General features: G+C 56.6%; 26 protein-coding genes. 11 read left to right on the top strand and 15 right to left on the bottom strand.

Annotated features, from left to right (window positions below):
- The first annotated feature begins 28 nt into the window (after nucleotides 1–28).
- On the top strand, nucleotides 29–1,273 hold the full coding sequence (locus ACVV26_RS09295; RefSeq protein ID WP_474801134.1) for a phosphoadenosine phosphosulfate reductase: 1,245 nt from the start codon (nucleotides 29–31) through the stop codon (nucleotides 1,271–1,273).
- Nucleotides 1,258–1,905 (top strand): ParB N-terminal domain-containing protein, encoded by a 648-nt coding sequence (locus tag ACVV26_RS09290; protein WP_474801133.1) that lies wholly within the window; start codon nucleotides 1,258–1,260, stop codon nucleotides 1,903–1,905. Before ACVV26_RS09295 ends, ACVV26_RS09290 begins: the two co-directional genes overlap by 16 nt.
- 92 nt (nucleotides 1,906–1,997) lie before the next feature.
- Here ACVV26_RS09290 and flgL read toward each other — a convergent pair whose 3' ends face one another.
- The 11 genes from flgL to flgB all read right to left on the bottom strand — a co-directional run bounded on the left by flgL (nucleotide 1,998) and on the right by flgB (nucleotide 11,845).
- Entirely contained in the window at nucleotides 1,998–2,960 is a 963-nt protein-coding gene (gene flgL, locus ACVV26_RS09285) for a flagellar hook-associated protein FlgL (protein ID WP_474801132.1), read from the bottom strand.
- A gap of 15 nt (nucleotides 2,961–2,975) precedes the next feature.
- Nucleotides 2,976–4,619 carry a flagellar hook-associated protein FlgK gene (gene flgK, locus ACVV26_RS09280; protein WP_474801131.1) on the bottom strand — a complete coding sequence of 548 codons (1,644 nt, stop codon included), beginning with the start codon at nucleotides 4,617–4,619 and terminating at the stop codon, nucleotides 2,976–2,978.
- A 76-nt stretch (nucleotides 4,620–4,695) separates the two neighbouring features.
- The gene (gene flgJ / locus ACVV26_RS09275) at nucleotides 4,696–5,643 is read right to left on the bottom strand and encodes a flagellar assembly peptidoglycan hydrolase FlgJ (RefSeq protein WP_474801130.1); all 948 of its coding nucleotides are present in this window, start codon (nucleotides 5,641–5,643) and stop codon (nucleotides 4,696–4,698) included.
- Between the two features lie 9 nt (nucleotides 5,644–5,652).
- Nucleotides 5,653–6,750 carry a flagellar basal body P-ring protein FlgI gene (locus ACVV26_RS09270; RefSeq protein ID WP_474801129.1) on the bottom strand — a complete coding sequence of 366 codons (1,098 nt, stop codon included), beginning with the start codon at nucleotides 6,748–6,750 and terminating at the stop codon, nucleotides 5,653–5,655.
- Between the two features lie 11 nt (nucleotides 6,751–6,761).
- The gene (gene flgH / locus ACVV26_RS09265) at nucleotides 6,762–7,460 is read right to left on the bottom strand and encodes a flagellar basal body L-ring protein FlgH (RefSeq protein ID WP_125292496.1); all 699 of its coding nucleotides are present in this window, start codon (nucleotides 7,458–7,460) and stop codon (nucleotides 6,762–6,764) included.
- Between the two features lie 55 nt (nucleotides 7,461–7,515).
- On the bottom strand, nucleotides 7,516–8,298 hold the full coding sequence (gene flgG / locus ACVV26_RS09260; RefSeq protein ID WP_125292120.1) for a flagellar basal-body rod protein FlgG: 783 nt from the start codon (nucleotides 8,296–8,298) through the stop codon (nucleotides 7,516–7,518).
- A 12-nt stretch (nucleotides 8,299–8,310) separates the two neighbouring features.
- The gene (locus ACVV26_RS09255; RefSeq protein ID WP_474801128.1) at nucleotides 8,311–9,066 is read right to left on the bottom strand and encodes a flagellar basal body rod protein FlgF; all 756 of its coding nucleotides are present in this window, start codon (nucleotides 9,064–9,066) and stop codon (nucleotides 8,311–8,313) included.
- Nucleotides 9,067–9,085: 19 nt separating this feature from the next.
- Nucleotides 9,086–10,300: a flagellar hook protein FlgE gene (gene flgE / locus ACVV26_RS09250; protein ID WP_312982664.1), complete on the bottom strand. Its 1,215-nt coding sequence runs from the start codon at nucleotides 10,298–10,300 to the stop codon at nucleotides 9,086–9,088.
- Between the two features lie 24 nt (nucleotides 10,301–10,324).
- On the bottom strand, nucleotides 10,325–11,011 hold the full coding sequence (flgD, locus tag ACVV26_RS09245; RefSeq protein ID WP_312982666.1) for a flagellar hook assembly protein FlgD: 687 nt from the start codon (nucleotides 11,009–11,011) through the stop codon (nucleotides 10,325–10,327).
- 10 nt (nucleotides 11,012–11,021) lie between these two features.
- Nucleotides 11,022–11,426 (bottom strand): flagellar basal body rod protein FlgC, encoded by a 405-nt coding sequence (gene flgC, locus ACVV26_RS09240; protein WP_125292124.1) that lies wholly within the window; start codon nucleotides 11,424–11,426, stop codon nucleotides 11,022–11,024.
- A 2-nt stretch (nucleotides 11,427–11,428) separates the two neighbouring features.
- Nucleotides 11,429–11,845: a flagellar basal body rod protein FlgB gene (gene flgB / locus ACVV26_RS09235; protein ID WP_312982668.1), complete on the bottom strand. Its 417-nt coding sequence runs from the start codon at nucleotides 11,843–11,845 to the stop codon at nucleotides 11,429–11,431.
- Between the two features lie 153 nt (nucleotides 11,846–11,998).
- Between flgB and flgA the strand changes: the two genes are divergently transcribed.
- The 3 genes from flgA (at nucleotide 11,999) to flgN (ending at nucleotide 13,579) form a co-directional block, all read left to right on the top strand.
- Complete coding sequence (gene flgA / locus ACVV26_RS09230) at nucleotides 11,999–12,655, top strand: flagellar basal body P-ring formation chaperone FlgA (protein WP_474801127.1); 657 nt, start codon at nucleotides 11,999–12,001, stop codon at nucleotides 12,653–12,655.
- Between the two features lie 200 nt (nucleotides 12,656–12,855).
- The gene (gene flgM / locus ACVV26_RS09225) at nucleotides 12,856–13,152 is read left to right on the top strand and encodes a flagellar biosynthesis anti-sigma factor FlgM (protein ID WP_312982672.1); all 297 of its coding nucleotides are present in this window, start codon (nucleotides 12,856–12,858) and stop codon (nucleotides 13,150–13,152) included.
- 4 nt (nucleotides 13,153–13,156) lie between these two features.
- Nucleotides 13,157–13,579, top strand: a complete 423-nt coding sequence (gene flgN / locus ACVV26_RS09220; protein ID WP_474801126.1) for a flagella biosynthesis chaperone FlgN — start codon at nucleotides 13,157–13,159, stop codon at nucleotides 13,577–13,579.
- Between the two features lie 43 nt (nucleotides 13,580–13,622).
- Here the strand turns inward: flgN and murJ are convergent, their stop codons facing one another.
- The 4 genes from murJ to rimJ form a co-directional block, all read right to left on the bottom strand.
- Nucleotides 13,623–15,158, bottom strand: a complete 1,536-nt coding sequence (gene murJ / locus ACVV26_RS09215) for a murein biosynthesis integral membrane protein MurJ (RefSeq protein WP_474801124.1) — start codon at nucleotides 15,156–15,158, stop codon at nucleotides 13,623–13,625.
- A 108-nt stretch (nucleotides 15,159–15,266) separates the two neighbouring features.
- The gene (locus ACVV26_RS09210; RefSeq protein WP_474801122.1) at nucleotides 15,267–16,190 is read right to left on the bottom strand and encodes a Gfo/Idh/MocA family protein; all 924 of its coding nucleotides are present in this window, start codon (nucleotides 16,188–16,190) and stop codon (nucleotides 15,267–15,269) included.
- 1 nt (nucleotide 16,191) lies between these two features.
- Nucleotides 16,192–16,839, bottom strand: a complete 648-nt coding sequence (locus ACVV26_RS09205) for a YceH family protein (RefSeq protein ID WP_474801121.1) — start codon at nucleotides 16,837–16,839, stop codon at nucleotides 16,192–16,194.
- A 9-nt stretch (nucleotides 16,840–16,848) separates the two neighbouring features.
- Nucleotides 16,849–17,433, bottom strand: coding sequence for a ribosomal protein S5-alanine N-acetyltransferase (gene rimJ / locus ACVV26_RS09200; RefSeq protein WP_312982681.1), 585 nt, complete (start codon nucleotides 17,431–17,433; stop codon nucleotides 16,849–16,851).
- A gap of 244 nt (nucleotides 17,434–17,677) precedes the next feature.
- Between rimJ and mdtH the strand changes: the two genes are divergently transcribed.
- The 6 genes from mdtH to bssS all read left to right on the top strand — a co-directional run bounded on the left by mdtH (nucleotide 17,678) and on the right by bssS (nucleotide 22,386).
- Nucleotides 17,678–18,886 carry a multidrug efflux MFS transporter MdtH gene (gene mdtH / locus ACVV26_RS09195; protein ID WP_474801120.1) on the top strand — a complete coding sequence of 403 codons (1,209 nt, stop codon included), beginning with the start codon at nucleotides 17,678–17,680 and terminating at the stop codon, nucleotides 18,884–18,886.
- Between the two features lie 61 nt (nucleotides 18,887–18,947).
- Nucleotides 18,948–19,595 (top strand): glutaredoxin 2, encoded by a 648-nt coding sequence (gene grxB, locus ACVV26_RS09190; RefSeq protein ID WP_474801118.1) that lies wholly within the window; start codon nucleotides 18,948–18,950, stop codon nucleotides 19,593–19,595.
- A gap of 108 nt (nucleotides 19,596–19,703) precedes the next feature.
- A complete protein-coding gene (locus ACVV26_RS09185) occupies nucleotides 19,704–20,264 on the top strand; it encodes a lipoprotein (protein ID WP_474801117.1) in 561 nt (186 codons plus the stop codon).
- Between the two features lie 126 nt (nucleotides 20,265–20,390).
- Nucleotides 20,391–21,437, top strand: coding sequence for a dihydroorotase (gene pyrC / locus ACVV26_RS09180; RefSeq protein WP_474801116.1), 1,047 nt, complete (start codon nucleotides 20,391–20,393; stop codon nucleotides 21,435–21,437).
- An 81-nt stretch (nucleotides 21,438–21,518) separates the two neighbouring features.
- The gene (gene dinI / locus ACVV26_RS09175; RefSeq protein ID WP_312982690.1) at nucleotides 21,519–21,764 is read left to right on the top strand and encodes a DNA damage-inducible protein I; all 246 of its coding nucleotides are present in this window, start codon (nucleotides 21,519–21,521) and stop codon (nucleotides 21,762–21,764) included.
- 367 nt (nucleotides 21,765–22,131) lie between these two features.
- Nucleotides 22,132–22,386, top strand: a complete 255-nt coding sequence (gene bssS / locus ACVV26_RS09170) for a biofilm formation regulator BssS (protein WP_183171914.1) — start codon at nucleotides 22,132–22,134, stop codon at nucleotides 22,384–22,386.
- The last annotated feature ends 127 nt before the right edge of the window (nucleotides 22,387–22,513 follow it).

Raw genomic sequence — 22,513 nt, 5'->3', positions numbered from 1 at the left:
CGTTCCGTCACTGAATAAAGGGAATTATATGAGCAACGTCCGTCAAAGTACGCCGGATCGTAAAATCCCGCTCAACATCACTGTCTACGATGCAGCTGTTGAGCGGATTTCATGGGTCTTCGACACCTTTTCCCGGGTTTGTGTATCGTTTTCCGGCGGTAAAGACTCCACCTTATTATTTCATTTAACGGCACGGGAGGCGCGCAAGCGCGGTAGAACGTTCAGCGTGCTGTTTCTCGACTGGGAGGTCCAGTTCCAGTACACCATCGACCACGTTCAGGCGATGAAAGCCTTATGCGCAGATTGTACGGAAACGTTTTATTGGGTGGCCCTACCTGTCACTACCGTTAACGGTACATCAGCCTGCCAACCGGAATGGACGGCCTGGGAGCCAGGCATCGATTGGGTTCGCACACCGCCAGCAGATGCCATCACTAACCCTGAATTTTTCCCGTTCTATACACCCGGCATGACCTTTGAAGATTTTGTTCCTGCATTTAACGACTGGCTGGCCCGCGTAGCGCCTATAACCCCCACCGCTATCCTCACAGGAATGCGCGCCGATGAATCCCTGATGCGTTTTCAAAGCATCTGCGATCGCCGTAAAAATCGCTACAGCATGGACCGGCCCTGGACGACAGCCAGCATGACATCCGGAGCCTGCACCGTTGCCCCGTTATACGACTGGCACACCGCAGATGTGTGGTCGTGGTTTGCCCGTACAAACGCGCAATGCAATCCGCTTTACCAACTGATGCACCAGGCAGGCGTAAAACCCCGTTATATGCGGATCTGCGAACCCTTTGGCCCGGAACAGCGCGCTGGCCTTTGGCTGTTTCATGTCCTTGAGCCAGAGCGGTGGGACAGGATCTGTTGCCGGGTGAGCGGCGCGCATACCGCGGAGTTATACGCCGCCGGACGCAATGGATTTTATGGTCAGGGGCATATCTCAAAACCGCAGGATAAGACCTGGAAAGAATACGCCTTGTTTTTACTCGACAGCCTTCCCCCGACAACCGCTGAACATTACCGCAACAAAATCGCCATCTATTTACAGTGGTTCCGGCAGAGGGATTATCCCGACGATATCCCCGATTATCAGGACAAAGATACCGGCAGCCGGGATATCCCCTCATGGCGGCGCATTTGCCGAACCATCCTGCGCAACGACTACTGGTGTCGGACGCTCTCATTCAGTCCTACCCGTACCCACCATTATGAACGCTGGAAAAAACGTGTTCAGGAGAAACGCAAACTATGGCAAGTGATATAACATCTACTCTGGCAACGCTGATGGAGCCGCTGACACACTGGCTAAACGAGCTGCCGGAACAGGCGCGTATTGAGGCGCTGAATGGAATTAAAACGCAACTGCATAACTTAAGTCCCTTTCAACAAGAACCGGTCGACTGTGTACTGTGGCTTAAAACCGACCGGTTAAAAGAGAATAACTACAATCCAAACGTTATGGCGGCAACGGAACGAAAATTACTGATCCGCTCGCTGATCCAGGATGGTTACACGCAACCGGTGGTGGCTATCCCCACCGTTGAAAATAGCCTGAACTTAGTGGATGGCGCGAATCGTTTTCGTGCAGGGATAAAAGATCGTACCCTGGCGGAGCGGCTACACGGCTATATACCGGTCGTGCTACTTCAGAAAGACGACACGGAACGTGACGCCAGTATAGCCTCCACGGTACGCCATAACCGTGCCCGCGGTAAGCATCAGGTGCCCGCCATGTCGGATCTGGTCCAGGAATTAGCCCGGTACGGGTGGGATGATGAGCGTATCGCAAAAGAGTTAGGTATGGAGGCGGATGAAGTGTTGCGCCTGAAGCAGACGGCGGGCTTGAAAGATATGTTCGCTCACCGCCATTTTTCACAAGCCTGGACGGTAGAATAACGCCACCCTAACCGCTAAAAAAAAGCCCGCTCCGGGGTGCGGAAGCGGGCATAAAGCATATCCAGTTTCAAAATATGCTCAAATTGTTCACCTTATCTGTTCAACTGGAACAGCGACATGCCCTGCATATCGGTGAAGGTCTTGTAAGACGCCTGAAGCGCAGCTTGCTGCATCACATAGGATGAAATCACCGAGTTCCAGTCCGCATCAATCAGGTTGCTCATCTGCTGCGTTTGTCCGAGGGCACGATCGCTGCCCAGGGTATCCAGGCTGCCCAGCTCGGCCAGTTGGGTACCCAGCTCAGCCTGCACCGTCAACACGTTGTTGAGCGAGTTTTTCAAACCACGGTTGGTTTTATCCACAGCGGCATCCAGCGCGGCCTGTTCTTCTTCCGTCGCCCCAGCTTTCGGGGTTTTCAGCGCCGCGATCGCGGTGTCGAGCATGTTAAACAGGCTCTTCTCCTGGGTGCTGCCTTCCGGCTCCGGTACAGCGTTACTGGTGACGTTCATAAACACCGAATCGCCGGTATGCCCAATCACCATGCTGCGCGCGGCATCCACCTTTTGGGTGATCTGTTCGGTGCCGCCGTTGTATTCGATCTTGCCCGGCTCGCCGCTGAACGGCGCGGCATCGGTTTTGAAACCGGCGAAAATATAGCGCCCGTTACCGTCGGTGCTGTTCGCCAGGTTCAGCAACTGATCGCGGATCCCTTGCAAATCGGTAGACAGTGAAGCGCGGTCGTCATCGCTCAGCGTGCCGTTGCCCGCCTGTACGATCTTTTCCTGCGCGGTCTGGATCGCGGTAGTGACTTGGGTCAGCACGCTGGTTTCCAGCGATACTTTCTGGGTCGCGAACAAACGTGCCTGGGTGTACTGGCTGTTTTCCGCCTGAGCCTGGGACAGCACCACCGCCTGCGCGGCGGCAATCGGATCGTCCGAGGCTTTATTCACCCGCTTGCCGGTGGACATTTGCTCGCCGTAACCCAGCCATTCGGTCTGCGCGTTGGTGATACCGCGCATATTCTGCTGGTACATCATTTGAGTACTGATACGCATCGATCAATTCTCCCGTTAGCGGATGGACAGCAGCGCATCAAACAGCGTGGACGCGGTCTGAAGCACCTGGGCATTCGCCAGGTAATATTGCTGGAAACGTTGCAGATTGCCGTACTCTTCGTCGAGGTTGACCCCGGAGATAGACTGCTGCTGGTTGGTCAACTGCACAACCACATTGCTCTGGGTGGTGCTGGTCACTTTGAGCGTGCTGGTTTGGTTACCGACATCGCTCACCAGGCTGGCGTAGGCGTCGTTAAAGGTTTTATTGCCGCCGACCATTTTTTTGTTTTGCAGGTCGAGCAGTTTCTGACCGTTGGTATTGTCGCTCTCACCGGTGTCTTTGCCGCCCGCCATCGCAATGAGCGACTCGTCTTTGATCTTCACTTCCATATTGATAATGGCGTTGGTGACCGGTTTTACCATAAACGAATCGTTATTGGCCGCCGTACCGGTGATGTCGATCTTCAGACCGTCGAATTCAATGGAGTCGCCATTGTCGGTCAGCTTAACATTGGCATTGTCGGACAGACGCGTTACCTGCCACTCACCGCCGACGCGGGTCACTTTATAATCCGACGCCTGCACTTCCGACGTATTGGCGAAACTCACCTCAAACGTCGCGCCCGATTTGCTATTTTTGGTATTGCTCAGCGCTTCCGGTTTACCGAAGCTGAAGAAATCGGTGCCGCTTTCATTATTCGCATCCACACCCGCTTTATGCTGGGTGTTGAAGGCATCGGCAAATGCCAGCGCCATCTGGTTCAGGGAGTTACGCGTCTGATCCAGGTTCTGGGAACGGAACGTCATCAGGCCGCCCAGAGAGCCGCTGGTTAGCAGTTTTTCCGGGATTTCGACATTGCCTGCGGTTTTATCAACAAACGCCACCGTCGTGCGCGACGGATCGGCGCTTGACGTTACCGCCGCCAGTTGGTTGGCCGTACTGCCCTGCACCAGGGTGTAGCCGTTGCCGACGGTCACGTTGTAAGTGCCACCGTCCTGAACCGTCACTTCCACACCGACGATCTTGTTCAGCTCGCTCACCAGTTGGTCGCGCTGATCCAGCAAATCGTTCGGCGACGCCCCTGCACCCACGCCGGTCAGGCGCGTGATCTGGTCATTAAGATTGGCGATCTGCTTCGCGTAAGTGTTGATCTGGCTGACGCTGGTGCCGATAGAGCCATTCACTTCTTTATTCTGGTCGCGCAGATACTGGTCAGTGACGCGGAACTGGTTAACCAGCCCTTCCGCCTTGCCCAACAACGCCTGGCGCGACGCCGGATCTTCCGCGTTGCTCACCAGCGTCTGCATGGTTTTAAAGAAATCCTGCATGGTGGTCGACAGCGTGTTGGTGCTGCTGGAGAGCATATTGTCGATTTTCGACATCTGCTCATAGCGGGTCGTCAGGCCGCTGCTCTGGTTCTGCGCGGCGCGTAATTGATTGGAGATAAACGCGTCATATTCACGGTGTACACCGGTCACGTTAACGCCATTGCCCACCCATCCACCGGCACCCAGCGTACTGTTGGCCTGAGAAAGCACCGTCGTCTGACGGGTAAAGCCCGCAACATTGTAATTGTTGATGTTGTTACTGACAGTATTCAGTGCCGCCTGAGCCGCAGAAAGGCCGCTCATTGCGCTGTTAATTAAGCTACTGGACATGGAGGTTCCTTATGAACTTTCAGACTCGGTTCCTGCATACCGTTATCGGCAACCCTGTACCGAACTTGAGGCATTTTCAGAACAAAGTAGAAATATCGTTGCTATAGGCTTTGGAGACTTTTTCGCTCATCGCTTTCAACTGGCCAATCATGGTGGTCAGCTTGCGGGCGTAGTTGGGATCGGTGGCGTAACCGGCGTTCTGCAGGGCCGTCGCGCCCTGCTCCGCCGTCGCCGCGCTGGTCACGGCGGCATAGCGCGGGTTGCGGGTCAACAAGCTGACGTAATCCGACAACGCTTCCAGATAAGAGCCGTAAGCGCGGAATTTGGCTTTCACTTTTTTGGCTTCACCGTTTTCATATTCGGTGGTGGTGATTTCAGCCACCTCACCTTTCCAGCCGGGGCTGGCTTTAATGCCAAACAGGTTGAAGCTCGGCTCGCCGTTGGCTTTTAAAATCTGCCGTTGGCCCCAGCCAGATTCCAGCGCCGCCTGGGCCAGAATCAGGTGATGCGGCACGCCGCTTTGCTCGCTCGCCAGCTTCGCCGGCAGCGACAGCGCCGCAAGAAAGTCTTTGCTGTCGCCGCTAAGCGGCTCTTCCTGCGACGGCGCGCGTGGCACCGCCTGGCGCACGGTCTGCGCCAGGGTTTGGGTCTGGTAGCGATTGATGGTTTCCAGATCGAACTTCAGCGGCACCTGATCCGGCGTGTCGGCTGGCTCCTGGGATTCGCGGGTCATTTGCTTAACCATCGCATCCGCCAGGCCCAACCCTTTGCCACCAGACAGATGCTGAGCGATCTGCTGATCGTACATACTGGTGTAAAGCCGCGTCTGGTCGCTGCTGAACAGGCCGTCTTTCGGCAGCGCCTCACGCATGCTTTTCAGCATCATCTGGACAAACATGCCTTCGACCTGCTGAGCCACCGCTTTGACGTTCGCCTTCGGGTCCTGTCCCGCTTTCGCTTTGAGATCGTTCAGCGAGTTCGCGTCCCATGCGGCGCTGGAGAGCAGTTTGGTGTCGTTCAGCATAACAATGACCTAGATGATTTCCAGTTTGGCGCGCAGGCAGCCCGCCGTTTGCATCGATTGTAAAATCGACATCAAATCCATCGGTGTGGCACCCAGCGCGTTAAGCGCCCGCACCACGCTGTTCAGGCTGGCGCTGGACTGCACGCTTTGCAGCGAACCGCCGCTCTGGCGCATATCGATCTGGGTATTCGGCGTGACCACCGTCTGGCCGCCGCCGAACGGCGTATCCGGCTGGCTGACGTCAAGCTGGCGGTTTACGGTGACCGACAGGTTGCCCTGCGCCACGGCACAACTGTCCAGCGTCACTTCGCGGTTCATCACCACCGAGCCGGTACGCGAGTTAATAATCACTCTGGCATCCTGCGGCGCGACGTTCACTTCCAGGTTCTGGATATCCGCCAGGAAGCGCACCTGGGAGCTGCCGCCGGTCGGCACGCGCACCTGGATGGTGCGGGAGTCCAGCGCCGTGGCGCTGCCGTAGCCGCGAACCCGGTTAATGGTGTCGGTGATTTGCTGCGCCAGCGTGAAGTCTTCGCGGTTGAGCTGAAGATTCAGGGTATTGCCGTTGCCGAACTGGCTGGGCAATTCACGCTCGACCACCGCACCGTTGGTGATGCGCCCGCCGTTCAACTGGTTAACCTGAACACTGCTGCCGCCCGCCGACGCGCCCGCGCCGCCGACCAGAATATTGCCTTGCGCCAGCGCATAAACCTGATTGTCCACGCCTTTCAGCGGGGTCATTAACAGCGTGCCGCCGCGCAGGCTTTTGGCGTTACCCATCGAGGAAACCACCACGTCGATGGTCTGTCCCTGGCGGGCAAAGGCCGGGAATGACGCCGTGACCATCACCGCTGCGACGTTTTTCAACTGCATGTTGGTGCCCGGCGGCACGGTGATGCCCAGTTGGGAGAGCATGTTATTTAAGCTCTGGGTGGTAAATGGCGTCTGGGTGGTCTGGTCGCCCGTTCCATCCAGGCCCACCACCAGCCCGTAGCCAATCAAGGAGTTTTCCCGTACGCCCTGTACGCTTGTGAGGTCACGAATACGGTCGGCCTGGGCGAGTGACGCCACCAGCAGCAACCCGATTGTGAGGAGTGATTTCAACATAGTCACCTCGCTTACATCGGCGATAAGTTAAGGAAGAAACGCTGCAGCCAGCCCATGTTCTGCGCTTCATTGATATAGCCGTTGCCGACATATTCGATACGCGCGTCCGCCACGTTGGTAGACGGAACAGTGTTGCTGCCGCTGATGGTGCGTGGGTTCACGACACCGGAGAAACGAATGAATTCTGTGCCCTGGTTAATGGCGATCTGTTTTTCGCCCACCACGTGCAGGTTGCCGTTCGCCAGCACCTGATCGACGGTCACGGTGAGCGTGCCGCTAAAAGTATTGCTGGCGTTGGCGCCGCCTTTGCCGTTAAAGCTGTTGCCGCCGGAGGCGTCCACCGTCGCGCGGTCGTTGCCGAATAATCCCTGAAGGTAGCGCGGCACCGCGTCAAAGCCGAAGTTGGTTTTGCCGTCGCGGCTGGCGTTGGCCGAGGAGCTCTTGCTGGCGCTGACGTTTTCTTGCAGGACAATCGTCAGGGTATCGCCGATATTGCGCGGTCGGCGGTCTTCGAACAGCGGCTGGTAGCCGTAGTTAATCGGCTGGGCGGACTGGAAAATAGAACCGTTGACCACCGGCGCGGCGCCAGGCGCGGGCTGCGCGGTTGTCGCGCCCTGCACCAGCGGCTTCGAGGGTACCCAGGCACACCCGGATAATGTCACCATCAGGGCGATAAAGAGAGGGCGATATTGCGCACCGGTATTTTGCATTGCTTTCATCTTCAGTATTCGTGCCCGGCGCGGCGCGAACCGCGCCGGAGTCACGTTAGAGTTGTGTCAGTTTTTGCAGCATCTGGTCCGTGGTGGAGACCGCTTTACTGTTGATTTCGTAAGCGCGTTGCACCTGGATCATGTTCACCAGCTCTTCCGCCACGTTCACGTTAGAGGTTTCCACATAGCCCTGATACAACAGTCCCGCACCGTTCAGCCCTGGCGTACTTTCGTTCGGCGCGCCGGAGGACTGTGTCTCGATGTACAGATTTTCACCAATGCTTTCCAGACCGGTGTCGTTCATAAAGGTGGTCAGGTTTAACTGCCCAACCTGAACCGGTGCGGCCTGGCCCTGCTGGGTCACGCTCACCAGGCCATCGCGACCGATGGTGATGCTAAGCGCGTTCGCCGGAACGGTGATCGCAGGCTGCACCTGGAAACCGCCCGCCGTGACCAGTTGGCCGTTCTGATCCACCTGGAACGAACCGTCGCGGGTATAGGCAGAGGTACCGTCCGGCAACATCACCTGGAAAAAGCCCTGGCCTTTGATCGCCACGTCTTTGCTGTTGCTGGTTTGCGACAGGTTGCCCTGGCTGTGCAGGCGTTCGGTCGCCACCGGACGCACGCCGGTACCGATCTGCAAACCGGACGGCAGCGTGGTTTGTTCAGAGGACTGCGCACCCGGCTGGCGGATGGTTTGATACAGCAGGTCTTCAAACACCGCGCGCTGGCGCTTAAAACCGTTAGTGCTGACGTTCGCCAGGTTGTTGGCGATCACGTCCATATTGGTTTGCTGGGCGTCGAGGCCGGTTTTCGCAATCCATAATGAGCTAATCATAAAGTGCCCTTATTAAGTCATCGACAGCAGCTGGTTAGCCCGCTGAGAATTTTCATCGACGCTGGAGATCACTTTCATCTGCATCTCAAAGCGTCGTGCGTTGGCGATCATATCGGTCATCGCTTCGACGGGTTTGACGTTGCTGCCTTCCAGCACGCCGGACATCACGCGGATGCTCGGGTCGGCCTGCAACATCGGCCCACGTTGCGCCTGCGCGGCGGCGCTTAAGCGGAATAACCCGTCATCGCCACGCACGATTTCATTCCCATCGGCTTTAACCAGCTTCAGACGGCCTACCGGCGCGACGGTGTTCGGCGGATCGCCGGGATTGAGCGCCGAAATGGTGCCGTCCGCCGCGATGGTGATTTCCGCCCCTTCCGGCACCACAATCGGGCCGCCGTCGCCCATCACCGGATTACCCTGAATGGTTAACTGCCCCCCGGCAGTCACCTGGATATTCCCGTTTCGGGTATAGGCTTCGGTCCCTGCCGCACTCTGCACGGCAATCCAGCCGTCCTGCTGTAGCGCCACGTCCAGCGGACGCGAGGTGTAATCCAGCGCGCCCTGGGACATATTGGCCCCCGGGGTGGACGCCGCCACCAGGGTGCGGGTCGGCATTGACAGGCCTTCCACCGGCACCGCACGCAACGCGGTAAGCTGGGCGCGGAAACCTGGAGTAGAGGCGTTCGCCAGGTTGCTTGCGTTGACCGCCTGTTGGTTCAGGGTCTGGCTGGCAGCCCCCATAGCGGTATAAATAGCGTGATCCATTAGGCCGTCCCGTCAGGCGTTAACGCAGATTAACCAGCGTGTTCAGGATCTGGTCCTGAGTCTTGATGGTCTGGGCGTTCGACTGGTAGTTACGCTGGGCCACGATCATGTTGACCAGCTCTTTACTCAGATCGACGTTGGAGGCTTCCAGCGCGCCGTTGGTCAGTTGGCCAAAGTTGCCGCTGCCCGCAGTGCCCAGCAGAGCCACGCCAGAGGCGTTGCTCGCTTCCCACAGGTTATCGCCCTGTGAAGAGAGTCCTTCCGGGTTGGCGAAGTTCGCCAGTACGATTTGACCCAGCAGTTGCTGCTTCTCGTTGGAGTAGTTGCCGACCACGGTGCCGTCATCGTTAATCTGGTAGCTCACCAGGTCGCCCGGCTTATAGCCGTTTTGCTCGGTGGATACGATGTTGTTGGAGCCGGTGTTCTGCTGCATCGAGCCGGTAAAATCCAGAGTGAACCCGGTCGGCGCAACGCCGTTTAATGAACCCGGCGTCATGGCGATCGAAGCCGGATTCGGCGCGGTCAGGTTACCGTTGCCGTCAAAGGTCATGGTGGTCGGCGCGGAAACCGGGCTGCCCGCCACGCTGCTGTCCTGGTAATACACCGCCCAACTGCTGTCGGCGTTCTTACGGAAATAGACGTTCATGTCATGGGCATTACCCTGGGTATCGAATACCGTGACGCTGCCCTTTTTGTTGTAGCTGTCTGCGTTAGCCGGGTTAAACGCCACATCCGCGGCAATGGTTTTATCCGAAGAGTTCAGGTTAACCACCATCGACGCGGTGGTGGTGACTTTCGCAGACATCAGGGTGTTCGGGATAGTCAGACCTACCGGGTTTGCGCCCTGCTGAATAGTCGGCGGGGTGCCTGTCGCCGGGTAGCCGGTCACCTGCATGCCCTGCATGTTGGTCAGGTTGCGGCTTTCGTCCAGTTTGAACTGGCCGTTACGGCTGTAAAACACCGAACCGTTACTGTCCACCAGACGGAAAAAACCGTTCTGGCTGATGGCGACGTCGAGGCCACGACCGGTATTGGTGGTGATGCCGTCGCTGAAATCCTGCGTTACCGCCGCGACTTTCACGCCGAGGCCCACTTTCGAACCGGCGAACATATCAGCGAAGGAAACGGAAGCGGATTTAAAACCATAGGTCGCGGAGTTGGCGATGTTGTTGCCAATCACGTCCAGGTTGGAGGCCGCAGCATTCAGGCCGCTGACCGCTTGAGAAAAGCCCATGTCTTACTCCTGTAAGTGCAAGCGTTAGATAATTTGTCTCACTTCGCTGATTGCGAGAGTGCCGTAGGTGCCTAAATCCAACAGGGTGCTGCCATTGCTGCGCGTCACGCCGTTGACTAAAGCGAAGTTAAGCGGCTGCGCCACCAGCTGCGTCGTGCCTGAGCTGGCAGAAATAGTCACGTTATACGCGCCGTCCGGCACGGCAGTGCCGTCGGCCATCTTGCCGTCCCAGCTAAAGGTGTGAACGCCTGCGCTCAGCTTGCCGATATCCAGCGTCTGCATCACCTGGTTATCTTTATTGGTGATGGTAGCGGTGACTTTATCCGCCGCCTGCTGCAGCTCGACGCCAAACGGCGTAGTGGTTTCTTTACCGGCCAGAATGGTGCTGCCGGGGATCATCACGCCGCGATCGATCAGGGCGCTGGCCTGCAACGACTGGTTGTTATCAAGCTGGCCGGATACCGCGCCAAGCGTGGTATTCAGTTTCTCGATACCGCTCACGGTGCTGATTTGCGCCAGTTGGGTGGTCAGTTCGTTGTTTTGCAGCGGGTTGGTGGGGTCCTGGTTTTTTAACTGCGCGACCAGCAGCGTCAGGAAGCTGCTCTGGAGATCCGACGCGCTGTTGCCGGTCAGGCTGTTGGAACCGGTTGAGGACCGGGTTCCACTGACGCCGGTATTGGTTGGGTCGTTGACGTTAACGGCAATGGACATGGTGTTCTCCTTATTGTCCGATGGTCAGCGTTTTCAGCATCATGCTTTTCACGGTGTTCAGCACTTCGACGTTGGCCTGATAGCTGCGCGACGCCGACATGGTGTTGACCATTTCGCCGACCACGTCGACGTTAGGCATTTTGACGTAGCCGTTCGCGTCCGCCAGCGGGTTGCCTGGCTCATAGACCAGCTTGTCCGGGGCCTGGCTTTCTACCACCTGGCTGACTTTTACGCCGCCTGTCGCCGCACCGGGCTGGGCATCCACCTGGAACACAACCTGTTTGGCGCGATAGGGCTGGCCATCCGGCCCGGTCACGCTGTCGGCGTTGGCGAGGTTACTCGCCGCGACGTTAAGGCGTTTCGATTGCGCGGTCATGGCAGAACCGGCGATATCAAAAATATTGAGCAGTGCCATGATTAGTTTCCTTGTTGCAGCACGGACATCATGCCTTTGATTTGCCCGCTCATCAGCGTCAGATCCGACTGATATTTCAGTGCGTTATCTGCAAACTGGGTACGCTCGCGGTCCATATCCACAGTGTTGCCGTCCATCGACGGTTGGTCGGGAATGCGGTACAGCAAATTCATGGATGGGGCCGTGGAAGCCTGGGCGGGAATGTGTTGCGCGGAGGTCATGGTCAGTGCAACCGTGTTGCCTTGAGCCCGTCCGCGCTCCATTACCTGTTTGAGTTGGCTGGCGAAATCAATATCCCTGGCCTGGTAGCCTGGGGTATCGGCATTAGCAATGTTCGCCGCCAGGATCTCCTGACGCTGCGCGCGCAAATTGAGCGCTTCCTGCTGAAAACGCAACGCGGCATCGAGTTTGTCGAGCATGGTTCCTCCGCGAATAGCATGGTGATGGCGACAGCTTAATGCGCGACCACCTCGCCTTATCGTTGGAATAAGCGCAAAATGCGTCGCTATTTGTTGCCTTGAGTCATTACGAGTCGCGGTAAAATCTTCACCATCGCGCTACCGGAGCCTCGGATGAAACGTTTACCCGCCACGCTTGCTACCGCTTTAATGCTGCTTAGCGCATCGGCTCATGCTGATGTGACGGCAGGATTGACGGCTTTTTTCGCCCAACGACTGGCGGGTATCAGCGATGAGGTTCAGGTCACGGTCAAGTCGCCGCAAAGCAACTGGCCGGCCTGTGACAATCCGGCTTACAGTCTGCCCGGCAACGCCAGGCTGTGGGGCAACCTGAGCGTGCTGGCGCGCTGCGCAAACGATAAACGCTACTTGCAGGTCACGGTTCAGGCATACGGCGAGTATGTGGTGGCGAGCGCCCCTGTCGCACGGGGCAGCGAGTTGAATGAGAGTAACCTGCGCCTGCAACGCGGTCGGCTGGACCAGTTGCCGCCGCGGGCGATGTTGTCGCTCGATCAGGCGCGTCAGGCACAGACGCTGCGCGATCTGGCACCGGGCCAAATCCTGACGATGGCGATGGTACGCCAGCCCTGGCGGGTAAAAGCCGGGCAGCGTGTGATTGTGATCGCCACGGGCCAGGGATTCAGCGTCAACAGCGAAGGACAGGCGTTAAATAACGCCGCTGTAACGCAGAATGCCCGGGTCCGCATGGCTAACGGCCAGGTGGTCAGCGGAACGGTAGATAATGATGGGAATATTCTGATAACGCTATAATCTCCAGCCTCTACACTCAACCCGATGCCGCGTAACAGGCGCACCGGGGCTGAGACCGTAAGGTAAAACATTCATTCTCGTCATTAATCTTCGGGTAAGCGTAATGATGGGTGTAAAGATTTTGCTGCGGCTGCCGATAGAATATCAACAAATGATAAGACAGGCTCACAGCCACGAGCCCCCTCGATGAGGATTGTACAATGAGCATAGAACGCACATCGCCTTTAAAACCAATCGGCACTGTCCAACCGCGCGAGGCGGCCGAGCCTGCACACGTTCCCGTTAATCGCCTGGATAAATCTGCATCCGCCACCAGTACCAGCGTGACCTTTAGCGGCGCGCAGGCGCGGCTGATGCAGGCTGGCAGCAGTGATATCAATATGGAGCGCGTTGAAGCGCTCAAAACCGCTATTCGAAACGGCGAGCTCAAAATGGACACAGGCAAAATTGCCGATGCGCTAATTAACGAAGCTCAGAGTTTCCTGCAGAGTAAATAATGGTATGAGTCGTCTGTCAGAAGTGCTGGATCAAATGACGGCTGTCCTTAATTCACTGAAAGAAGTGATGGACGCCGAGCAACTTCAATTATCAGCAGGCCACGTGAATGGCAGCGTGTTACAGCGCATCACCGAGCAAAAAAGCTCGCTGCTGGCCACGCTGGATTATCTGGAGCAGCAGCGCCGTGCGGAACAAAACGCAGGGCGTAGCGCCAATGACGACGCGCCGGGACGCTGGCAGGCGATCACCGAAACCACACAGCAATTGCGCACGCTTAACCAGCACAACGGCTGGCTGCTGGAAGGGCAGATTGCCCGCAATCAGCAGGCGCTGGAAGTCCTGAAGCCGCACCAGGAACCGACGTTGTACGGCGCGGATGGCCAGACGGCGAATACCCTGCGCGGTGGGAAGAAGATTTCGATTTAATCTGTTTGCTGGGCCTGACGTTCTGTCAGGCCCGTTGATTCACTCACGCTGTCCTGCGAGCAAAATCCCGCACTCTGAATCCCAGCACCGCCAGGGTCGCGAAGTACGCCACCACCCCGACGATCACCACCGCCAGCAGGCGCAGAATACGGTACGGCATGGTACCGGTATCCCAGGCAGGCATCACCATCATCATGCCGATCAGCGCGCCCGCCATCACCAGCACCGCGATAATCAACCGGGTCAAAAAGCCCGCCCAGCCGGGTTCAGGCTGGAAGATTTTTTGTTTACGCAGTTGCCAGTACAGCAGGCTGGCGTTGAGGCAGGCGGCAAGGCCGATAGACAGCGACAGCCCGGCGTGCTTCAGCGGGCCAATAAACGCCAGGTTCATCACCTGGGTCATGATCAGCGTCACGATAGCGATTTTGACCGGGGTTTTAATGTCCTGGCGCGAGTAAAAACCCGGTGCCAGCACTTTCACCACGATCAGCCCCATCAGGCCCACCGAATAGGCAATCAGTGCCCGTTGGGTCATGTCGGCGTCAAAGGCGGTAAATTTACCATACTGGAACAGCGCGGCGATCAGCGGTTCGGCCAGGATACCCAGCGCCACGGCGCTCGGCAGCGCCAGTAAAAAGCACAGCCGTAATCCCCAGTCCATCAGGCGGTTATATTCATCATGGTTGCCGCTGGCGAAGCTGCGTGACAGCGACGGCAGCAGGATAGTGCCCAGCGCCACGCCCAGCACGCCGGACGGGAATTCCATCAGGCGGTCGGCGTAGTACATCCAGGAAACCGAACCGGACACCAGGAATGAAGCGAAAATGGTGTTAATAATCAGGGAAATCTGGCTCACCGACACACCGAGGATCGCCGGGCCCATCTGCTTCACCACCCGCATCGCGCCCGCATCGCGCAGATTAATGCGCGGCAACACCAGCATGCCGATCTTCTTCAGGTGCGGCAGTTGATACAGCAGTTGCAGCACGCCGCCTACCGTCACCGCCCAGGCTAACGCAAGAACCGGCGGATGAAAGTACGGCGCGGCAAACAGCGCAAAGCCAATCATGCTGATGTTGAGCAGCGTCGGGGCAAATGCCGGAACGGAAAAGCGGTTCCAGGTATTGAGGATCGCCCCGGCCAGCGAGGCCAGCGATATCAGCAGGATATACGGGAAGGTAATGCGCAGCAGTTGTTCAGTCAGTGCGAATTTATCAGCGGTATCCACAAAGCCCGGCGCAGTAACCAGGATCACCCAGTGCGCGCCGATAATCCCCAGCACCGTAACAATCGCCAGCGCCAGAGTCAGCAGGCCCGAGACATACGAGATAAACAGCCGCGTGGCCTCTTCGCCCTGCTTGCTTTTATATTCCGCGAGGATCGGTACAAAGGCCTGGGAAAACGCCCCTTCGGCGAAGATACGGCGCAGCAGATTGGGTAATTTGAAAGCCACAAAAAAGGCGTCGGTCGCCATCCCTGCGCCAAACACCCGTGCCACAATGGCGTCGCGCGCAAAACCCAGCACGCGGGAAAACATGGTCATTGAGCTGACCGCAGCCAGCGATTTTAATAAATTCATTATTCCGTTCCACAAACACTGACGCCTGCAAAGCAGGCGTCAGGTATTCAGCGAGCGCCTAGTCTACCCGAGCGCCGGTGAAATTCTAGCGGCAGATGTAACGGGCGGTTATTCTTCCATCGCCTCGCGCCACAGTTTTTCCACCACCCGCTGGGCCAGCAGCGCCTGTTCCCCTGCGGTTTCGGGAAGGGTCTGATTTGCCACGCAGTCGATAAAATGTTCGGCGCAACCGACGAATCCGCGCTGTTCAAGCGTGCTTTGCCAGCCGGGGATGGGATGCGTCACGACGCCTGCCCCGCGCTCTTCCTGCCAGTCGCGCATATCGGTGACCTGATACAGCCCGCCGTCAGTAACCGCCTGCACCCACTCGCGCTGGCTGCCCGCGCGGCGGTGCATGCTGGTGGTGATCTGCAACTGCTGATGGGCGAAATGGTGCTCGGCATAAAGCATCTCTCCCTGATCGTTAGTTTGCAGCACCCCGCTTTGCAGTTCCGCCGCACTGCCCGCCAGCCACAGTGCGGTATCCACCACGTGGAGGTAGTCATCCAGCAGAGTGAACCGTAAATCATGCGGGCCGACGCTGTCTGCGCGGTGTTTATCCATCCGTAGCGACGCGCACTGGGTAAGGCGAGATTTCAGTTCCCGGTAGCGCGGTGCAAAACGGCGGTTAAAGCCCACCATCAGGGTGCGTTTTTTACGCGCTGCCAGCTCCACCAGCCGTTCGGCATCCGACAGGTTTTCCGCCAGCGGTTTATCCACGCAGACGTGAACGCCCGCGTTCAGCAGTTCATTCACCACCGCGTAGTGGCTGGCGGTGCTGCTGTGAACAAAAACCGCATCGCAACGTGTCGCCAGTTCGGCAATCGACCCAACGTAAGGAATACGGTAAGCGTCGCAAATCGGCTGCGCTTTGGCCTGCGTTGGGGAAAACGCCCCCGCCAGTTGCCAGCGCGCTGCCGCAGAGAGTACCGGCAGCCAGGCTTTTTGCGCGATGCCGCCCAGGCCCACCATGCCAACCCGCAATAACGTCATATTATTCTCCGAGGTGTGCTAACAGGGAATCGAGCCGGGTTTGTAACTCTTGAACCTGTGCTTCAAGCGCCTCGACACGCAGCACAAGATCGTCAGAGGGTGCACTGATGGGTTCTTCATCCTGAGCGGGAATGACCGCATCGCCGCTAAACAGGTGCATATAGCGGCTTTCGCGCTTGCCCGGCTCGCGCGGCAGGCGCGCCACAAACGGGCCGTCCTCACGGGCCGCCAGCCGTTCCAGGGTGTTTTCTACTTCCGCCATATCCGCGAATTCGTGCATCCGCGAGGTGCGCCCGCGCAGTTCCCCCGGCGTTTGCGCGCCGCGCAGCAGCAGCGTGGTAATGAGTGCCACTTCTGCGCTGTTCAGCTTGAGATCGCCGAACTCGGAATTACAGAAGCGCTGTTCGTATTTCATCACCCGATTGCCGAACCCGCTGACGGTGCGCAGGTAGTGGCGCTTCACCAGCAAATCCAGGGTGTTTTGCACCTCAGACTCGCTGAGATTCAGCACCGGCTCGCGGTTAGTTTTCTGATTGCAGGCCGTAACGACACCGTTAACCGACAGCGGATATTGCTCGGGCGTGGTGACCTGTTTTTCCAGCATACAGCCAATCACGCGGGCTTCGGTGGCGCTGAGTGAGTATTTCATTGGGGCTCCTTAACGACCTGCGGTCCATTCTTTGGTAGTCAGTGCGGTTAAAACGTGATCGCGCCAGACGCCGTCGATCAGCAAATACTCTTTGGCATAGCCCTCTTTTTCGAAACCAAGCCGGGCGAGGAGATCCCCGCTGCGCTGGTTATGGGGCATATAGTTCGCCATGATGCGGTGAATATGCTGGGTGCGCTGCATATAGCGGATCGCGGAGGTTAGCGCTTCGAACATCAACCCTTGTCCCTGCCACTTTTCCCCCAGCGAATAGCCCAGATAGCAGGCGTGAAACGACCCGCGCACCACGTTCGAAAAGTTGGCGACGCCGTAAATCTCTTTTTCATCAGGATCGAATAGCGCGAAATAGAAGGCGCTGCCCTGCTTGTGCAGTTCGTTGATCATGCTGAGCCGTGCCTGCCAGCCGGACGGATAGCAATGGCTCTCGTCGCGGATCGGCTCCCAGGGCTTCAGAAATTGCCGGTTCTCGGCATAGTAATCCGCCAGCCGCCAGGCATCCCGCTCGTAAATCAGGCGGACCACCAGGCGGTCGGTTACTAAGCGTATTTTCGGCACATTATTGCGATAGCCAAACATCTGTCGTTACTCCTTGCAGGCATTCTGTCGTCGCCCGTTAGCCACGCCATGTTTTTACTATACCTGTTGCCAGGAGAACAGTGAAAACAGCAACATGCCTTTTTTCAGGCCGTTATGGCGTTTCGATTAACGCCATCAATCAATCTCATAGATTGATAAAAAAATATTGTCGCAACGATGATGGGAAAATGTGACCGGGCACAGCAGAATGGTTTTCTGTGGTTTCGTTTCCCGGGAGGGGGAAATGGCTGGGGTCTCGCAGGCAAGGAGCCTGGGTAAATATTTCCTGCTGCTCGACAATATGCTGGTGGTGTTGGGCTTCTTCGTTGTCTTTCCGCTGATTTCGATTCGCTTTGTTGACCAAATGGGTTGGGCCGCGCTGATGGTCGGGATTGCGCTCGGCTTGCGTCAGCTCACGCAACAGGGTTTGGGGATTTTTGGCGGCGCGATTGCCGACCGTTTTGGCGCCAAACCGATGATCGTCACCGGTATGCTGCTGCGCGCCGCGGGCTTCGCCACCATGGGGATCGCCCATGAACCCTGGCTACTGTGGTTTTCCTGCTTCCTGTCCGGCATCGGCGGCACGCTGTTCGATCCGCCACGCTCGGCATTGGTGGTCAAACTGGTTCGCCCGGACCAGCGCGGGCGTTTTTTCTCATTGCTGATGATGCAGGACAGCGCCGGGGCGGTGATCGGCGCGCTGCTCGGCAGTTGGCTGCTGCAATATGACTTCCGGCTGGTGTGCGCCGTGGGCGCGGTGCTATTTGTGATATGCGCGGGCGTGAATGCCTGGCTGCTGCCCGCCTATAAGCTTTCTACCATTCGCACCCCGATGCGCGAAGGCATGGGCCGGGTGTTGAAGGACAAGCGATTTATCACATACGTGTTGACGCTGGCAGGTTATTACATGCTGGCGGTACAGGTGATGCTAATGCTGCCGATTATGGTTAACAACATTGCCGGGACGCCTGCGGCGGTGAAATGGATGTACGCCATTGAAGCGGCGCTATCGCTGACGCTGCTCTACCCTATCGCCCGCTGGAGCGAAAAGCGCTTCCGCCTTGAACAGCGCTTAATGGCGGGGCTGTTGCTGATGACGTTCAGCCTGGTGCCGATGGGCCTCACCGCCTCCCTGCAACAGCTTTTTACCCTGATCTGCGTGTTTTATATCGGCTCTATTATTGCCGAACCGGCGCGGGAAACGCTCAGCGCCTCACTGGCGGATGCCCGGGCGCGTGGCAGCTATATGGGCTTTAGCCGTCTCGGCCTTGCGATTGGCGGCGCGTTCGGTTACGCAGGCGGCGGTTGGCTGTTCGACATGGGGCATACGCTTGGCCAGCCGGAGTTGCCCTGGGCGATGCTGGGCGCGGTGGGGCTCATCACCTTCTTCGCGCTATGGTGGCAGTTCAGCCTGCGCCGCGTTGACCCATCGATGCTTGAGCCGGGTAGCTGATTTGCCCCCTGCTTTTTTCTCCTCCATACTGAAAGTTACGCTCATCATATGGAGGAGAAACGTGAAGCTATATATTTACGATCACTGCCCATTCTGCGTGAAAGCGCGCATGATTTTCGGGCTTAAGAATATCCCCGTCGAGCTCAACATTCTGATGAATGACGATGTTGATACCCCAACCCGAATGATTGGCCAGAAAATGGCCCCCATCCTGCAAAAAGACGACAGCCGCTATATGGCTGAAAGCATGGATATTGTGCATTACGTCGACCAACTGGACGGCAAGCCGTTGCTGACGGGCGCGCGTAATCCGGCTATCGCCACCTGGTTGCGTAAGATCAACGAGTACGCCAACCGTCTGCTGCTGCCGCGGATGGCGAAAGCGCCGTTTGACGAGTTCTCCACGCCGGAAGCCCGGGCCTATTTTACTGAGAAAAAACAGGCGTCCATTGGGGCGTTTGACGAGCATATGGCCCACTCACCGGGATTGATTAAAAACATCAGCGACGATCTGCGCGCCCTTGATAAGCACATCAAAGCGCCGAACGCGGTTAACGGTGAGCTTTCTGACGACGATATCGATCTGTTCCCGCTGTTGCGTAACCTGACGCTGGTACAGGGTATTACCTGGCCGACCCGCGTGGCGGACTATCGCGACAATATGGCGAAGCAGACCCAGGTCAATCTTCTTACCTCAATGGCGATCTAAGCCTGAGCCGGCGCGCTGCGCCGGCGTTTCAGTTTTTTCCCCTGTTGTTTTCCGCCTCATTGCGCGATGCTGCCGGTGATTAAGGATGGCGTAACGCTGAGGAATCTGATGAAAAAAATCGTTGTCGCACTCGTCGGGCTACTGACGATACTGCTGGTGGGCTGCAACCAGCTAACCCAATACACCGTGACCGAGCAGGAAATTAACCAGGCGCTGGCAAAGCGCAATAACTTCACCAAAGACATTGGCCTGCCCGGTGTCGCCGACGCGCATATTGTGTTGTCGAATCTGTCCAGCCAGATTGGCCGCCAGGAGCCGAATAAAGTCACTCTGACCGGTGACGCGAACCTGGATTTGACCTCGCTGTTTGGCGACCAGAAAGCCACCATGAAACTGACCCTGAAGGCGCTGCCAACCTTTAATAAAGAGCAGGGCGCAATCTATTTACAGGATATGGAAGTGGTGAGCGCTGAGGTGTTACCCCAGAAAATGGAAGGCGTATTAAAAACGCTAACGCCGTATCTTAATCAGTCGTTAAAAAGTTATTTTAACCAGCAGCCCGCTTACGTATTGAGTGAAGACCGCACCAAAGGCGAGGCGATGGCGAAGCAGTATGCCAAAGGCATCGAAGTCAAACCGGGCGAAATAGTTATCCCGTTTATTGACTGATCGACACGGGGGCAACCGCTGCCCCCATAATAAAAAGGATGCAAAGGAAAACGTTTCCGCATATCCTTTGTGCCCGGCATAAATCCAGCCATTGTTGACTGATTTCTCACCAGCCGGAGCACGCTCATGACCGTATCATCCCAGGAATTAATCATCCGCCGCCCAGACGACTGGCACGTCCATTTACGCGATGGCGACATGCTTAACATCGTGGTGCCTTACACCAGCGAAACCTATGGCCGCGCGATTGTGATGCCTAACCTGGCACCGCCTGTGACGACCGTCGATGCCGCCCGTGCCTACCGGCAGCGAATTCTGGATGCCGTACCGGCTGGCCATACGTTCGAACCGTTAATGACCTGCTATCTGACCGACACCCTTGACGCCGACGAGCTGGAACACGGATTTAACGAAGGCGTGTTTACTGCCGCCAAGCTCTATCCGGCCAATGCCACCACCAACTCCAGCCACGGCGTGACCAGTATCGACGCGATTATGCCAGTGCTGGAGCGGATGGAAAAAATCGGTATGCCGCTGCTGGTGCACGGCGAAGTGACCCATGCCGATATCGATATTTTCGACCGGGAAGCGCGTTTTATTGAAACCGTGATGGAACCGCTGCGCCAGCGCCTGACCCACCTGAAAGTGGTATTTGAGCACATCACCACCAAAGACGCGGCCCAGTATGTGCAGGACGGTAACGAGCGGCTGGCCGCCACCATTACCCCGCAGCATTTGATGTTTAACCGCAACCATATGCTGGTAGGCGGTGTGCGCCCTCACCTCTATTGTCTACCGATTTTAAAACGCAGTATTCATCAACAGGCACTGCGCGAACTGGTCGCCAGCGGCTGCGACCGGGTGTTTCTCGGCACCGACTCCGCGCCCCATGCGCGCCATAAAAAAGAAACCAGCTGCGGCTGCGCAGGCTGCTTCAACGCTCCGTCTGCGCTCGGTGCTTATGCCACCGTGTTTGAAGAAATGAACGCGCTGCAACACGTTGAAGCATTCTGCTCACTGAACGGCCCGCGCTTCTACGGCCTGCCGGTCAATGAAACGCAGATCACGCTGGTAAAACAAGACGAAACCATCGCCCAGAGCATCGCCCTGAGCGACGACACCCTGATTCCTTTTCTTGCGGGCGAAACGGTGCGCTGGTCGGTAAAACGCTGACAGAGAAATATTTTCTGCCCCCTGTTGCAACCTGGACAGCTTAACTGTATAAATATCCAGTATAAACAACAGGGGGCGATCATGCGTATTGAAGTCACCATAGCCAAAACAACTGTATTACCACCCGGCGCGATTGATGCGCTGACAAATGAATTGACGCGTCGTATTGAGCACTCTTTTCCAGACACCGGGAACCAGGTTAGCGTGCGTTATGCCGCCGCGAATCATCTTTCGGTACTGGGCGGCGCAAAAGAGGACAAAGACAGGATCAGCGAGATCCTCCAGGAAACTTGGGAAAGCGCTGACGACTGGTTCTCTTCACCCTAGATTCGTGTTGTATCAACATGCTGCTTTGATATCGTTTCTGTCGTGGCATGTTGATGCATTTCGGATAGCGAAAATAAAAAATTATTCTCTCATTGTGCATTTCCGGGCTCGCCGCCCGGTTTTTTTATATCCCCCAAAGCGCAATTATTTTTTCAGTTTTATCTGTAATAATGGCCGCTAAGCGCTTATTTATACGAATAAGTTGCCGTTTTATTGTTCAAACTTTTCCACCGATTTAAAAAATGTGTTGCAGGAAATATATTTTTTAGACGTCGATGCTAATCCACTGATATACTCAAATTGCTTCAATAAAAGACGCATTGAACCTCGAATGACGTTGTCTATAAACACGATTAAGGGGGTTATAATGGTAAAGAATAATGAAGTTATTCAAACGCATCCCCTTGTAGGATGGGATATCAGCACCGTCGATAGCTACGATGCGCTGATGCTACGTCTGCACTATCAATCGCCAAATCGCCCTAATCAAGAAGACACCGAAGTTGGGCAAACCCTTTGGCTCACTACCGACGTAGCACGCCAGTTTATTTCGATTCTCGAAGCTGGCATTGCAAAAATAGAATCCAGTGATTACCAGGAAAACGATTATCGCAAGCATTAACGTGCTTATCTTTTAATCGACAGGCACCTTCGGGTGCCTTAATTTTTTGAATATTCTGATTGCAGCCGCTTATATTAATTTCACTTAAGCATCGTTGCGCAAACAAATCTGCCCTGTGATGTAGTTA

It is taken from the genome of Atlantibacter sp. MEI4A-1023 (assembly GCF_056155425.1).
The sequence above is the reverse complement of the archived record's forward strand: the minus strand, read 5'-3'. Positions and strand labels throughout refer to the sequence as shown.

What these genes read in the sequence shown, in the direction of transcription:
- ACVV26_RS09295 (WP_474801134.1), top strand. Translation starts at nt 29, where the DNA reads ATGAGCAACGTCCGTCAAAGTACGCCGGATCGTAAAATCCCGCTCAAC.
- ACVV26_RS09290 (WP_474801133.1), top strand. Translation starts at nt 1,258, where the DNA reads ATGGCAAGTGATATAACATCTACTCTGGCAACGCTGATGGAGCCGCTG.
- flgL (WP_474801132.1), bottom strand. Translation starts at nt 2,960, where the DNA reads ATGCGTATCAGTACTCAAATGATGTACCAGCAGAATATGCGCGGTATC.
- flgK (WP_474801131.1), bottom strand. Translation starts at nt 4,619, where the DNA reads ATGTCCAGTAGCTTAATTAACAGCGCAATGAGCGGCCTTTCTGCGGCT.
- flgJ (WP_474801130.1), bottom strand. Translation starts at nt 5,643, where the DNA reads ATGCTGAACGACACCAAACTGCTCTCCAGCGCCGCATGGGACGCGAAC.
- ACVV26_RS09270 (WP_474801129.1), bottom strand. Translation starts at nt 6,750, where the DNA reads ATGTTGAAATCACTCCTCACAATCGGGTTGCTGCTGGTGGCGTCACTC.
- flgH (WP_125292496.1), bottom strand. Translation starts at nt 7,460, where the DNA reads ATGCAAAATACCGGTGCGCAATATCGCCCTCTCTTTATCGCCCTGATG.
- flgG (WP_125292120.1), bottom strand. Translation starts at nt 8,298, where the DNA reads ATGATTAGCTCATTATGGATTGCGAAAACCGGCCTCGACGCCCAGCAA.
- ACVV26_RS09255 (WP_474801128.1), bottom strand. Translation starts at nt 9,066, where the DNA reads ATGGATCACGCTATTTATACCGCTATGGGGGCTGCCAGCCAGACCCTG.
- flgE (WP_312982664.1), bottom strand. Translation starts at nt 10,300, where the DNA reads ATGGGCTTTTCTCAAGCGGTCAGCGGCCTGAATGCTGCGGCCTCCAAC.
- flgD (WP_312982666.1), bottom strand. Translation starts at nt 11,011, where the DNA reads ATGTCCATTGCCGTTAACGTCAACGACCCAACCAATACCGGCGTCAGT.
- flgC (WP_125292124.1), bottom strand. Translation starts at nt 11,426, where the DNA reads ATGGCACTGCTCAATATTTTTGATATCGCCGGTTCTGCCATGACCGCG.
- flgB (WP_312982668.1), bottom strand. Translation starts at nt 11,845, where the DNA reads ATGCTCGACAAACTCGATGCCGCGTTGCGTTTTCAGCAGGAAGCGCTC.
- flgA (WP_474801127.1), top strand. Translation starts at nt 11,999, where the DNA reads ATGAAACGTTTACCCGCCACGCTTGCTACCGCTTTAATGCTGCTTAGC.
- flgM (WP_312982672.1), top strand. Translation starts at nt 12,856, where the DNA reads ATGAGCATAGAACGCACATCGCCTTTAAAACCAATCGGCACTGTCCAA.
- flgN (WP_474801126.1), top strand. Translation starts at nt 13,157, where the DNA reads ATGAGTCGTCTGTCAGAAGTGCTGGATCAAATGACGGCTGTCCTTAAT.
- murJ (WP_474801124.1), bottom strand. Translation starts at nt 15,158, where the DNA reads ATGAATTTATTAAAATCGCTGGCTGCGGTCAGCTCAATGACCATGTTT.
- ACVV26_RS09210 (WP_474801122.1), bottom strand. Translation starts at nt 16,190, where the DNA reads ATGACGTTATTGCGGGTTGGCATGGTGGGCCTGGGCGGCATCGCGCAA.
- ACVV26_RS09205 (WP_474801121.1), bottom strand. Translation starts at nt 16,839, where the DNA reads ATGAAATACTCACTCAGCGCCACCGAAGCCCGCGTGATTGGCTGTATG.
- rimJ (WP_312982681.1), bottom strand. Translation starts at nt 17,433, where the DNA reads ATGTTTGGCTATCGCAATAATGTGCCGAAAATACGCTTAGTAACCGAC.
- mdtH (WP_474801120.1), top strand. Translation starts at nt 17,678, where the DNA reads ATGGCTGGGGTCTCGCAGGCAAGGAGCCTGGGTAAATATTTCCTGCTG.
- ACVV26_RS09185 (WP_474801117.1), top strand. Translation starts at nt 19,704, where the DNA reads ATGAAAAAAATCGTTGTCGCACTCGTCGGGCTACTGACGATACTGCTG.
- pyrC (WP_474801116.1), top strand. Translation starts at nt 20,391, where the DNA reads ATGACCGTATCATCCCAGGAATTAATCATCCGCCGCCCAGACGACTGG.
- dinI (WP_312982690.1), top strand. Translation starts at nt 21,519, where the DNA reads ATGCGTATTGAAGTCACCATAGCCAAAACAACTGTATTACCACCCGGC.
- bssS (WP_183171914.1), top strand. Translation starts at nt 22,132, where the DNA reads ATGGTAAAGAATAATGAAGTTATTCAAACGCATCCCCTTGTAGGATGG.